Here is a 12887-nt window from a genome sequence, read left to right as displayed (position 1 = left end):
ATACTTACTCCTATGATTGAGGCACTGGTATAAATCGTAGGAGTAAGGCGCTATGCAATCACACAAAATCGCTGATTATATGAACCCCCGGCCGGTAATATTTACGGCCAGAATGTCGATTGAAACCGCCGTGGAAAAGCTGTTGAGCAGTGGGCAGCGGGGCGGGCCGGTGGTTGATGACAATAATCGGGTCATCGGCTTTATTTCAGAACACGATTGTCTCGAAGCCATGCTGCGGGATACCTATCACAAAGAGCAAAGCGCAACGGTCGGTGACTGCATGTATGGTGGGGATGTGCTGACCGTAGCAAGCTACGAGAATATTACGGATCTTGCTCAGCGCATGGATCGCAAGCGGCCCAAAATTTACCCGGTGCTTGATGAGAACCGCAAGCTTATTGGCATTATCACCCGCACCGACGTGTTAAAAGCAATCAATCTGCAGCTACACGACAGTTATAGCAAGAACTAGACATTGATTTCGGATTAACTTGGCAAGCTGACGCTGGTAAACTGGCGTCAGCTTTTTTTCATCGCTTTTTTAATAGGGCTTACGTGCAGTCAATTCAGTTTCCAGATGACCTCCCGGTTGTCCAGGCCAAGGCCGAAATTCAGCAGGCGATTACTAGTCATCAGGTGGTGATTATCGCCGGTGAAACCGGTTCCGGCAAAACCACGCAACTTCCGAAAATGCTGTTGGAACTTGGTTATGGTGATCCGGAGCGCGGCGTGATGATCGGCCATACCCAGCCGCGGCGACTTGCTGCCCGCAGTGTCGCGCAGCGAATCGCCCAGGAACTCCAAAGCGAGCTGGGACAGCTGGTTGGCTTTAAGATTCGTTTTCAGGATCAAACTGCGCCGGGCACCCGGATCAAGCTGCTCACCGACGGTATGTTGTTAGCGGAGCTGCAGACTGACCCGCTGCTCAGTAAATACGACGTCATTATTATTGATGAGGCCCATGAACGCAGCCTCAATATTGATTTCCTGTTTGGCGTGTTGTCGACCCTGCTGGTCAAACGTCCCGAACTCAAGTTAGTCATCACCTCAGCGACGATCGAAACCGAGCGCTTTGCGAAGCATTTTAATAATGCGCCAATCATTACCGTCACCGGCCGCACCTATCCGGTTGAACTGCGTTATCGCCCACTTAGCGGCGAAGAGGATGGCGGCGATGTTGTGCAGGGTGTCTGCGATGCGGTGGGTGAACTGCAGCGCGAAGGGCCGGGCGATATCCTGATATTCGCCAGCGGAGAACGGGAGATCCGTGATTTCGCCGAAGCCATCAATGACCTGAAACTGCATGACACTGAAGTACTACCGTTATTTGCCCGCCTGTCGTCCGCTGAGCAGAACCGGATTTTTCAGCCTCACAGCCAGCGACGGGTGGTTATCGCTACCAACGTGGCGGAAACGTCCCTGACTGTGCCTGGCATCCGTTACGTGGTGGATCCCGGCACCGCCCGCATCAGCCGTTATAGTTACCGCACTAAGGTGCAGCGTCTGCCTATCGAGAAGATCTCCCAGGCCAGCGCTAACCAGCGTATGGGCCGTTGTGGACGGATTGCGCCGGGCATCTGCATCCGTTTGTATGACGAGGACGATTTTTTAGCGCGGCCTGAGTATACCGAGCCGGAGATCCTGCGGACCAACCTGGCGGCCGTAATTTTGCAGATGACTTCAGCGAAGCTTGGCGATATCCGGCGTTTTCCGTTTATCGAACGGCCCGATGAACGCTATATCAAGGATGGCCTCAGTCTGCTTCAGGAACTGCACGCGCTGGCGCCTGGCAAAGGTAAACGCAAGAGTCAGCAAGGCCCGCGGTTAACGCCCATTGGCAGGCAACTGGCGCAACTGCCGGTAGATCCGCGCCTGGCGCGTATGGTGCTTGCCGCTAATGAATTTGGTTGTATGCAGGAAGTACTGATTATCGCTGCTGCCCTTAGTATTCAGGATCCGCGCGAGCGACCACAACAGGCGCAGCAAAAAGCGACCGAGTTCCATCAGCGTTTTCACGATAAAGATTCTGACTTCGCCAGTTATCTGAAACTGTGGGATTACCTTGAGGACTTGCAGAAAGAGCTTTCCAAGAGCCAGTTCCGCAAGCGTATTAAAGATGAATTTATTCACTTTTTACGGGTTCGCGAGTGGCAGGATGTTTATACGCAGTTACGCCAGACTGTCCGCGGGCTGGGCTATCGAATTAATCAGGAGCCGGCAACCTATGAGGCGGTTCACCGGGCGTTGCTGACCGGTATGCTCTCGCAACTGGGACAGAAACAGGAAACCCATGAGTTTCTTGGCGCGCGCAACCGGAAATTTTATGTTTTCCCTGGGTCAGGCTTGTTTAAAAAGCCGCCGAAATGGCTGATGTCGGCTGAACTGGTTGAAACCTCACGGTTGTTTGCCAGAGTGAACGCCCGCATTGAGCCGGAGTGGATCGAGCCATTAGCCGGGCATCTGGTTAAGCGCAGTTATTTCGAGCCGCATTTCTCTGCCAAATCAGGTTCGGTGGTAGCAACCGAGCAGGTGACTTTATTTGGACTGATTATCGTGCCGGGTCGTACGGTTCAGTACGGGCCGGTTGCGCCAGTAGCCGCGCGCGAACTCTTTATCCGCGAAGCCTTAGTACAAGGACAGCTTAAGCGGCAGCTACCTTTTGTTCAGCATAATCGGGCACTGATTGAATCGGTACGCGAGTTAGAAGAGAAATCCCGCCGGCGCGATATCCTGGTTGACGACGAGGCTTTGTTTGCCGCTTATGAAGCCGTTATCCCGCCGGACATATACAACGAGCAATTATTGGCAGGATGGTGGCATAAGGCCGTGAAAGAGCTGCCCCGGCTACTTTACTTTGAACGTGATGATTTGATGGCGCAAAGCGCCGCGCATGTGACCAAGGCCGACTATCCTGAATTCTGGCGACAGGGTAATTTAAAATTGCCGCTGACGTATCGTTTTGAACCCACCGCCGAAGATGATGGTGTTACCGTCCACATTCCGGTGGCTCTGTTGAACCAAATTAACGGTCAGGGCTTTGACTGGTTGATCCCTGCGCTCCGGGAACCGCTGGTGGTGGCCTGGATTAAAAGCCTGCCGAAAACCTATCGGCGTAATTTTGTGCCTGCACCCAACTATGCTGCTGCGTTCTTAGCTGATTGTGACGAACAGACCATCGCCGGTTCATCATTACTGGAGGCCCTCAGCGCTAAATTGCGACGTATGACCGGTGTGACGGTACCAGCAGATGCCTGGGATGCCAGCCAGTTACCCAGGCATCTGCGTATGCATTTCGCGGTGACTGATGATCAGGGTAAGGTGCTTGCCAGCGGTCGCGATCTGGAATCGCTGCAACAGGTATTGCAGGGCAAGGTAAAACGGGCACTGCAGAGTGCGGTGGATAAATCTGCCAGCGATGAACCCGTAGTAAGCAGCGAATGGACCTTCGGCTCGCTGCCACAGACGCTTGAGAAGCCTCAACAGGGTTTCACCATTAAGGCTTATCCGGCCATTGTGGCGGCCAGCGGTGGTGTTCGTCAGGAACTCTTTGATACGCCCGAACAGGCGGCGTTAGCACATCATCGCGGGGTACGCTCGTTGCTGTTGCTGCAACTGCCGTCGCCGGTACGCTATTTACAGCAGTCGCTTTCTAATAAAGCGAAGCTGGCGATGTACTATAACCCCTGGGGAAAGATCAATGATCTGGTCGAGGACTGTATTGTAGCGGCGCTGGATGACTTTATTGCGGCACAGCCTGTGCGTGACGAAGAAAGCTTCCGCGCGCTGTATGAGCAGGCCAGGGCGCATCTTAATGAGCGGGTTACAGATATTGCGCGGCAGGTTGAGCCTTGCTTAATATTAAGCCACAGCATTCGTAAGCGGCTGAAAGGTAAGGTGGGTCTGGATCAAATTCAGGCGCATGGTGATATTAAGCAGCAACTGGATAAGCTGATTTATTCTGGTTTTGTCAGTGATGCCGGCGCGTCGCGGCTGCCGGATATTGAGCGCTACCTGAAAGCGATTGAACGGAGGCTCGATAAGTTGCCGGTTGATCCGAACAAGGACCGGTTACATACGCTGACCCTGGATAGTCTGCAACAGGCGTATCAGCAGCAATTAAGTAAGCTACCTAAAGGACAGAAGGCGCCGCCTGAACTGCGGGAAGTGCGTTGGATGATTGAAGAACTGCGGGTAAGTTTCTTTGCCCAGACGCTGGGAACCCGCTATCCGATATCGGAGAAGCGGGTTCGCCAGGCACTGACTGAGCTTAGTCGTTAGCGTACAGGCCTAGTTTGGCCTGGGCATAAGCTTCAAATTCAGTGCAGCCGCCAATATGCTCTTCATCGACAAAAATCTGCGGCACGGTATGAACCGGTGCGCCTACTGTTTTTTCCAGATCAGCCTTGGTAATACCTTCCTCATGCATGTCGATATAGCGAAATTCGAAGTCATCACGATCCCGACTTAGTTTTTCCGCAAGTTGATTGGCCCGAACGCAGTAGGGGCAACCAGGACGGCCAAAAATAACAGTAAACATAAAGACTCCTTACTTTTCATTAGTCGGAAATTAATTCAGATCATTTTCTTATAGTTTAGCTGATTTCGCTAATGAGTTTAAAAAATGGGGTTTATCGGTAGAACCGATTAATGATTTATTTCTAAGTCACTGGCGGCGATACAACAGCAGGCAAGGCATTCGCCCGGGCGAACGAAAGCGAGCGGCTCATTAATATAAGTCACCTCGCCTTGTATCAGCTGTGTCCGGCAGGCGCCGCAGAAACCGTTACGGCAGTGATAATGGGTCTCGATTTCGGCAGCCTCCATCGCTTCAAGTAAAGTACTTGTGGAAGCGTCAACGGCCAGCTCATGCTGACCGTTGACTTTGATCTTGTAGCTTTTGCTCATGGGCCACTCAGAGTTCAAAGTCTCCTAAATCAGAGGCACTCACTTCGCTGTCAATCTGACCGACCAGGTAAGAGGTGATTTCTGCTTCCTGCGGTGCAACCTGAACGTTATCGGATACCAGATACTTGTTCATCCAGGGCAGGGGATTGCTGCGTTGCTTGAACGGCGAGTCATAGCCGATGGCTTCCATACGCATATTGGCGATGTATTCCACGTACTGACACAGGATTTCTTCGTTCAGACCGATCATAGAGCCGTTGCGGAACAGGTAATGAGCCCATTCTTTTTCCTGCTCAACGGCCTTCATAAAGATGGCCAGGGCTTCGTCCTGCAACTCATCCGCAATCTCTTTCATTTCCGGATCGTCATGGCCGTATTGCCATAAGTTTATAATTTGCTGGGTTGATACCAGATGCAGGTTTTCGTCCCGCGCAATCAGACGAATGATTTTTGAATTGCCTTCCATCAGGTCCCGCTCGGCAAAGGCAAAGGTACAGGCAAAGCTCACATAAAAGCGGATGGCTTCGAGTGCATTAACCGAGTTCACGCACAGAAAGAGTTTCTTCTTCAGGTTTCGCATGGTGACATTGTGGGTTTCACCATCAATGGTAATTTCACCTTCGCCATGGGTCTGCCATAACTGAGTGTAGAAAATTAAGTCATCGTAATAAGACGAAATATCCGTAGCGCGCTTCTGGATCTCGGTATTAATCACGATGTCTTCAAACACTTCGCTGGGGTCGGTGAATAAATTACGCAGGATGTGGGTGTAAGAACGCGAATGAATGGTTTCAAAAAACGACCAGGTTTCAACCCAGGTTTCCAGCTCCGGAATAGATACAATCGGCAAAAATGCGATGTTCGGGCTACGGCCCTGTACTGAATCAAGCAGCGTCTGATATTTCAGGTTCGAAATAAAAACATGCTTTTCGCTGGCAGTCAGATTTGCGAAGTCAACCCGATCACGGCTTACGTCAACTTCTTCCGGCCGCCAGAAAAAGCTGATTTGTTTTTCAATCAGCTTTTCAAAAATGCTGTGCTTCTGTTGATCATAGCGGGCCACGTTCACAGAGTTTCCGAAAAACATCGGTTCCGTCAGCGGATTACTCTGCGTCTTATTAAAAGTTGAATAACTCATAAACTACCAAATCCTTCTTATATTTTGCAGGCGCCGCCGGCGCAGTCATCGTCTTCATCTTCAACAACAGTGACAGTTGCTGCCTGGCGTTCAGCCATTCGCTGTTTATCGTCAATCTTATCGCGCAGGTCGACCTGATTGTCTGCAGCTCCATCGCGGGTATTATGGTAATACATGGTTTTGACACCCAGCTTGTAAGCATAAAGCAGGTCTTGTAACAGCTGCTTCATTGGTACCTTGCCGGCATCAAATTTATTCGGGTCATAGTTGGTATTGGCAGAAATAGTCTGGTCAACAAACTTCTGCATGATGCCAACCAGCTCCAGATAGCCCTTGTTATTGGGAATGGTCCAGAGCAACTCATAAGCGTCTTTCAGGTTTTCATAATCAGGGACAACTTGCTTGGTCACACCATCTTTGGAGGCCTTGATACTGATATGGCCGCGTGGTGGCTCAATACCGTTAGTGGCATTAGAGATCTGTGACGACGTTTCTGATGGCATCAGCGCTGACAAGGTGGAGTTACGCATACCATACTGCTTGATGTCTTTACGCAGTTGATCCCAGTCAAGCTGCAATGGCTCGTTGCAGACGGCATCCAGATCTTTCTTGTAGGTATCGATTGGCATAATACCCTGCGAGTAAGTTGTTTCGTTAAACTTAGGGCAGGCACCCATTTCTTTCGCCAGATTCACTGAGGCTTTCATCAGGTAGTACTGAATCGCCTCAAAGGTCCGATGTACCAGGCCGTTGGCTGAACCGTCGGAATAACGGACACCATTTTTGGCCAGATAGTAAGCAAAGTTGATGACGCCGATACCCAGGGTACGGCGGCCCATAGTGGCATTGCGGGCGGCTGGTACCGGATATTCCTGATAATCAAGCAGGCTGTCGAGGGCACGCACGGCCAGATCGGCCATTTCTTCAAGGTCATCAAGTGAATTGATAGCGCCTAAGTTAAATGCCGACAGGGTACAAAGGGCAATCTCGCCTTCTTCATCGTTTACATGTGACAGCGGCTTGGTTGGCAAGGCAATTTCAAGGCATAGATTGCTCTGGCGGATCGGTGCGACTTTAGGGTCGAACGGGCTGTGGGTATTACAGTGATCGATGTTCTGCAGATAGATACGGCCGGTACTTGCGCGCTCCTGCATAAACAGGCTAAAGAGTTCGATCGCCTTGATACGTTTTTTACGGATAGAGTCATCTTGCTCATACTGAGTGTAGAGCCGCTCAAACTCTGCCTGGTCAGCGAAAAACGCGTCATACAGGCCGGGTACATCAGACGGGCTGAACAAGGTAATAAAATCGTCTTTAACCAGGCGCTGATACATCAGCCGGTTGAACTGCACGCCGTAATCCAGGTGACGCACCCGGTTTTCTTCAACACCGCGGTTATTTTTCAGTACTAACAGGCTTTCCACTTCAAGGTGCCAGAGCGGGAAGAACAGGGTGGCTGCGCCACCACGAACGCCGCCTTGTGAGCAGCTTTTTACCGCGGTCTGGAAATACTTGTAGAAAGGAATACAGCCGGTATGGAAGGCTTCGCCGCCACGAATAGGGCTACCCAGCGCGCGAATACGGCCGGCATTAATGCCGATGCCAGCGCGCTGAGAGACATATTTAACGATGGCGCTGGCGGTTGCATTGATCGAATCCAGACTGTCGCCGGCTTCAATAAGTACGCAAGAGCTGAACTGGCGTGTTGGTGTGCGAACACCAGACATAATCGGCGTTGGCAGCGAGATTTTAAATAACGAGGTAGCATCGTAGAAGCGCTTCACATAGGTCATACGCGTTTCTTTCGGATAGTTCGCAAACAGACACGCAGCGACTAACACATATAAAAACTGTGCACTCTCGTAGATATCACCGGTAACCCGGTTCTGTACCAGGTATTTGCCTTCCAGCTGCTTTATTGCTGCATAAGAAAAATTCAGGTCGCGCCCGTGGTCCATGAATTCGTTCATTTCTTCGAATTCTTCTTTGCTGTAGTCAGTCAGCAGATGCTTATCATAGCGGCCTGCCTCGACCATGCTCTTTACCTGGTCATACAGGTGCGGTGGCTCGAATTTGCCATAGGCCAGCTTACGCAGGTGAAATACTGCCAGCCGGGCAGCCAGATACTGGTAATCGGGAGCTTCTTCAGAAATCAGGTCGGCGGCTGCCTTAATGATGGTTTCGTGAATGTCTTCAGTCTTAATACCGTCATAGAATTGAATTCGCGACTTGATCTCAACCTGCGAAACAGAAACGTTATTCAGGCCTTCGGCGGCCCAGCTGATTACGCGGTGAATTTTCTCTAAATCCAGCGGTTCACGTTTACCACTGCGTTTAGTCACGAAAAGCTGTTGGTTCATGCGGTTCACCCATCGAAATTGTCGTTATGTTTGTTTTGTGTCGCCACAAGATGTTGTGTAGATAGTGGTATTTTAGTGTGAATTTTACACAATATCTTGGGTTGGCTGATGTAGCTGTATCCTATGCACTATTGGCGTCAGGATCAAGCAGGAAAGTGGACCGGCCAGGTAAAAATAGCGGATTTTTATCAGGTGATTTAGCTAAAACACGTGTCGGTATGCGCCTTTAGCCAAAGCAAATATTTCTTATGATTTTTTGCTCTTTAACGGTGCTTTGTCAGACTTCAATGCTCTAAGCCATTACTATCAAGGCCTGCAACCCTTTACCTTACTTTTGTTCCAGCAAATCAAGCAACGCCAGTGGCTGTTCGATATGCGCGTCGGCACCCCAGTCAGCTGTTTGCTCTTCTTTGGTCAGGTAGCCGTAGCGTGCCAGCACAGTAAACATCTTCGCTGCGAGTCCGGCTTCGATATCGCGCTGCGCGTCACCAACGTACCAGCACTGATGCGGCTGTACCCCAAGTAGTTCAGCGGCGTGCAGTAAGGGCTCCGGACGGGGCTTGGCAACCTGCAGGGTATCACCACATACCACGGCTTTAAGTGCCGACAAGTCAGGGAAGTGGGGCAGCAACTGGCGGGTCAGGGCCAATGGTTTGTTGGTCACTATACCTACAGCGATATCCCGCTCCGCCAGCGCTTTGATTAATTCATTCACCCCCTGATACAGCCGGGTATTCACCATGATGTCTTTGGCATAGGCCGCCAGGAAGGCTTCCCGTAATTCGTCGCGGCGGGTATCGAACTCTTTGCCATAGGCGTGACGCAGCAAGCCGGTCGAGCCATGGGATGCCAGCGGCGTGTACGCCTCGGCAGCGACTTCAGCGCGTTGTTCACTGCGCAATACGGTATTCAGCGCAGCGCCCAGATCCGGCGCCGTATCAAGCAAAGTGCCGTCAAGGTCAAACAAAATGGCCGTGGGTTTTAGCATGGCTTCTCTAATACCACGATATAGTTCACGTCAACGTTACGGTCGTCCAGGTAGAACCCCCGCAATGGTGAATAGTGCATGCCGGTCATATGCAGCGGATTCAGCCCAGCTTCATCAGTCATCCGCAGCAACTCGGCAGGCTGAATGAATTTTTTGTGTTGATGGGTACCCTGGGGAACCCAGCGCAAAACATATTCGGCCGCAACAATACCCAATAACCAGGACTTCATATTGCGGTTCAGGGTAGAAAAGAAGATTTTACCGCCGGGCTTCAGTGCCTGTGCGGCGGCGGCCACTATAGCGGACGGATCCGGCACATGCTCAAGCATTTCCAGGCAAGTCACTACGTCATACTGCTCCGGGTGCTGCGCGGCGAAATCCTCTGCTGCGATACACTGATAATCAATATCCAGGTTACTCTCTTCGCGAGCATGCAGTCTGGCCACCTGTAATGATTGCTCGGCCAGATCAATGCCAGTTACCCGGGCGCCGGCCTGGGCCAGTGCTTCCGACAGCAAGCCACCGCCACAACCGATATCAAGCACCTCAAGATCAAAGACGCCGTCGCAGTGTTGCTGGATATAGCCAACACGTAGCGGGTTGATTTTATGCAGGGGCTTAAATTCACCTTCCGGATCCCACCAGCGTGAGGCAAGGGCGCTGAATTTCTCGATTTCGGCAGGATCAACATTCGAAGATAAGGTCATAGTACTTCTGCTCTGGCTGAAAACTAGGTACAGTGTACTCAACCTGGCGGTGTAAAAAAAGCACCGGAAAAAAGGATGCGGTAGGGCATGGCTACGGGTACAATGCTGCTATCTGTAAAATTATAAGAAAGTTAGTTCGTTTAGGGATATAGCTATGAGTGATCTCGCCAGAGAAGTCAGTCCGGTAAACATTGAAGATGAGTTAAAGAGTTCGTACCTCGATTACGCCATGAGTGTAATTGTCGGCCGGGCGCTACCGGACGTTCGTGATGGACTCAAACCGGTTCATCGGCGCGTGCTGTTCGCGATGAATGAGCTGCGCAACGACTATAACAAGCCTTATAAAAAATCAGCGCGTATCGTTGGTGACGTAATCGGTAAGTATCACCCTCATGGTGACAGCGCCGTGTACGACACCATTGTACGTATGGCGCAGCCATTCTCGTTGCGCTACATGCTGGTCGATGGTCAGGGTAACTTTGGTTCTGTTGACGGCGATTCGGCCGCCGCAATGCGTTATACCGAAATCCGCATGGCAAAGATTGCCAGCGAGCTGCTGTCTGACCTTGATAAAGAAACCGTCGACTTTGTACCGAACTACGATGGTACCGAACAAATTCCTGACGTACTACCAACCCGCGTGCCTAACCTGTTGGTTAATGGCTCCTCGGGTATCGCAGTTGGTATGGCGACCAATATACCGCCCCATAACCTGACCGAAGTGGTAAACGGCTGTCTGGCAATGATCGACAACCCGGATATCACCGTCGAAGAGTTAATGGAATATATTCCCGGCCCGGATTTCCCGACTGCCGCGAGTATTTCCGGGCGTGCCGGCATTGTTGAAGCCTACAAGACCGGGCGTGGCCGTATCCATTTACGTGCTAAAGCTGAAATTGAAACTGACAGCAATGGCCGTGAAGCCATTATCGTCAATGAGATCCCGTATCAGGTTAACAAAGCCCGTCTGATTGAAAAGATTGCTGAGCTGGTAAAAGAAAAACGCCTTGAGGGCATCAGTGGCCTGCGCGATGAGTCTGACAAAGATGGCATGCGCATCGTTATAGAACTGAAGCGCGGTGAAGTTGCTGAGGTGGTGCTGAACCATCTGTACGCAAACACCCAGATGCAGGTGGTATTCGGTATTAACATGGTTGCGTTGGATAAAAACCAGCCGCGCCTGTTTAACCTGCAGTACATGCTTGAGTGCTTTATTCTGCACCGTCGTGAAGTGGTTACACGGCGTTCAGTTTACGAGCTTCGTAAAGCCCGTGAACGTGCCCACATATTAGAAGGCCTGGCCATTGCGCTGGCGAATATCGATGAAATTATTGAACTGATTCGTCGCTCGCAGACTGCCGCTGATGCCAAAGCCGGCCTGACGGCACGCTCCTGGGTGCTGGGCGATGTATCCACCATGCTAGAACGTGCTGGTGTTGATGCCGCGCGTCCTGATCATCTGGATCCGCGCTACGGTATCCGCGAGGGCGAGTACTACCTGACCGAAGAACAGGCGCAGGCTATTCTCGACTTGCGTTTGCACAAGCTGACCGGTCTGGAACATGAAAAGATTCTTGATGAATATAAGACGTTGCTGCAGCAAATCGAAGAGCTGCTGCACATTCTGAATAGCTCAGAGCGACTGATGGAAGTCATTCGCGAGGAGCTGGAAAAAATCAAAGCTGAATATGGCGATGCGCGCCGCACCGAGATCACGGCGGCCGCACACGACATCAGCATGGAAGATCTGATTAACGAAGAAGATGTGGTGGTTACGCTTTCGCATCATGGTTACGTGAAGTATCAGCCACTAACCGAATATGAAGCGCAGCGCCGCGGCGGTAAAGGCAAGTCAGCGACGCGGATGAAGGAAGAAGACTTTATCGAACGGCTCTGGGTGGCTAATACCCACGATACGATTCTGTGTTTCTCAACGCGCGGTCGTATTTACTGGATGAAGGTTTACCAGCTGCCGCTGGCAACCCGCATCTCGCGTGGTCGCCCGATTGTGAACCTGCTACCGCTTGAAGCCGATGAGCGGATTACCGCGATTCTGCCAACCCGGGATTATCCGGAAGATAAATTCGTGGTGATGGCAACCCGAAACGGCACTATCAAGAAAACCCCGCTGGTTGACTACTCGCGGCCACGAAACGGCGGCATCATTGCGTTGAATCTGATGCCCAACGATGAATTGATTGGCGTTGATCTGACCAGTGCCGGTGATGAGATCATGCTGTTCTCTGATGGCGGCAAAGTGGTTCGCTTCAGCGAAGATCAGGTCCGTTCAATGGGCCGTACCGCCACCGGTGTTCGCGGTATTCGCCTGGCCGATGATCAGCGCGTGGTATCACTGATTGTGCCACGGACGATTGAAGATGAAGTGCCGACTATCCTGACGGTAACTGAAAACGGCTTCGGTAAACGGACTCCGATAACGGATTACCCGGCGAAGAGCCGTGCCACCAAAGGTGTGGTATCGATCAAGGTCAGCGAGCGGAATGGCAGTGTGGTGGGAGCGATGGAAGTTATCGATACCAACCAGATCATGCTGATCAGTAATAAAGGCACGCTGGTACGTACCCGGGTGAGTGAAGTCTCCGTGGTCGGGCGTAATACCCAGGGCGTGCGGCTGATTCGTACCGGTGCTGACGAGAAAGTTGTCGGCATGCAGCGAATCGATGAAATCGATGAGCTGGAAGACGTCGAATCGGTTGATGAACTGCTTGATGATGAGCTGGCACCCGATTTACCTGCCGCTGACGAAGCTGACGACAAGGAATAATAGC

The 12887-nt window shown here is 51.5% G+C and carries 9 protein-coding genes; 3 read left to right on the top strand and 6 right to left on the bottom strand.

The genetic code is table 11. The annotated features are described in order from the left end of the window. Positions 1–52: 52 nt before the first annotated feature. Positions 53–472 carry a CBS domain-containing protein gene (locus tag IDSA_RS04560; RefSeq protein WP_034774563.1) on the top strand — a complete coding sequence of 140 codons (420 nt, stop codon included), beginning with the start codon at positions 53–55 and terminating at the stop codon, positions 470–472. 41 nt (positions 473–513) lie between these two features. Further along, complete coding sequence (gene hrpA, locus IDSA_RS04555) at positions 514–4278, top strand: ATP-dependent RNA helicase HrpA (protein ID WP_269623722.1); 3765 nt, start codon at positions 514–516, stop codon at positions 4276–4278. Here the strand turns inward: hrpA and IDSA_RS04550 are convergent. The 6 genes from IDSA_RS04550 to ubiG form a co-directional block, all read right to left on the bottom strand. Further along, the gene (locus IDSA_RS04550; RefSeq protein WP_034774560.1) at positions 4268–4537 is read right to left on the bottom strand and encodes a GrxA family glutaredoxin; all 270 of its coding nucleotides are present in this window, start codon (positions 4535–4537) and stop codon (positions 4268–4270) included. The genes hrpA and IDSA_RS04550 overlap by 11 nt on opposite strands. Before the next feature lie 107 nt (positions 4538–4644). After that, the gene (gene yfaE, locus IDSA_RS04545; RefSeq protein ID WP_034774559.1) at positions 4645–4905 is read right to left on the bottom strand and encodes a class I ribonucleotide reductase maintenance protein YfaE; all 261 of its coding nucleotides are present in this window, start codon (positions 4903–4905) and stop codon (positions 4645–4647) included. Between the two features lie 7 nt (positions 4906–4912). Further along, on the bottom strand, positions 4913–6043 hold the full coding sequence (gene nrdB, locus IDSA_RS04540; RefSeq protein ID WP_034774558.1) for a class Ia ribonucleoside-diphosphate reductase subunit beta: 1131 nt from the start codon (positions 6041–6043) through the stop codon (positions 4913–4915). 17 nt (positions 6044–6060) lie between these two features. After that, positions 6061–8403, bottom strand: coding sequence for a class 1a ribonucleoside-diphosphate reductase subunit alpha (gene nrdA / locus IDSA_RS04535; RefSeq protein WP_034774556.1), 2343 nt, complete (start codon positions 8401–8403; stop codon positions 6061–6063). Between the two features lie 328 nt (positions 8404–8731). Continuing rightward, positions 8732–9391, bottom strand: a complete 660-nt coding sequence (locus IDSA_RS04530) for an HAD family hydrolase (RefSeq protein WP_034774554.1) — start codon at positions 9389–9391, stop codon at positions 8732–8734. After that, the gene (gene ubiG / locus IDSA_RS04525) at positions 9385–10098 is read right to left on the bottom strand and encodes a bifunctional 2-polyprenyl-6-hydroxyphenol methylase/3-demethylubiquinol 3-O-methyltransferase UbiG (RefSeq protein ID WP_034774553.1); all 714 of its coding nucleotides are present in this window, start codon (positions 10096–10098) and stop codon (positions 9385–9387) included. Before ubiG ends, IDSA_RS04530 begins: the two co-directional genes overlap by 7 nt. Before the next feature lie 154 nt (positions 10099–10252). Between ubiG and gyrA the strand changes: the two genes are divergently transcribed. Then, the gene (gene gyrA / locus IDSA_RS04520) at positions 10253–12883 is read left to right on the top strand and encodes a DNA topoisomerase (ATP-hydrolyzing) subunit A (protein ID WP_034774551.1); all 2631 of its coding nucleotides are present in this window, start codon (positions 10253–10255) and stop codon (positions 12881–12883) included. Positions 12884–12887 lie beyond the last annotated feature (4 nt).

Origin of the sequence: Pseudidiomarina salinarum, from assembly GCF_000753715.1 — a bacterium.
Classification (GTDB): Bacteria; Pseudomonadota; Gammaproteobacteria; order Enterobacterales; family Alteromonadaceae; genus Pseudidiomarina; species Pseudidiomarina salinarum.
Note: the sequence above shows the minus strand (reverse complement) of the source record. Positions and strands in the feature narration are given on the sequence as shown.

Coding starts and splice junctions, on each gene's coding strand:
- IDSA_RS04560 (WP_034774563.1), top strand. CDS start 53: ATGCAATCACACAAAATCGCTGATTATATGAACCCCCGGCCGGTAATA.
- IDSA_RS04550 (WP_034774560.1), bottom strand. CDS start 4,537: ATGTTTACTGTTATTTTTGGCCGTCCTGGTTGCCCCTACTGCGTTCGG.
- yfaE (WP_034774559.1), bottom strand. CDS start 4,905: ATGAGCAAAAGCTACAAGATCAAAGTCAACGGTCAGCATGAGCTGGCC.
- nrdB (WP_034774558.1), bottom strand. CDS start 6,043: ATGAGTTATTCAACTTTTAATAAGACGCAGAGTAATCCGCTGACGGAA.
- nrdA (WP_034774556.1), bottom strand. CDS start 8,403: ATGAACCAACAGCTTTTCGTGACTAAACGCAGTGGTAAACGTGAACCG.
- IDSA_RS04530 (WP_034774554.1), bottom strand. CDS start 9,391: ATGCTAAAACCCACGGCCATTTTGTTTGACCTTGACGGCACTTTGCTT.
- ubiG (WP_034774553.1), bottom strand. CDS start 10,098: ATGACCTTATCTTCGAATGTTGATCCTGCCGAAATCGAGAAATTCAGC.
- gyrA (WP_034774551.1), top strand. CDS start 10,253: ATGAGTGATCTCGCCAGAGAAGTCAGTCCGGTAAACATTGAAGATGAG.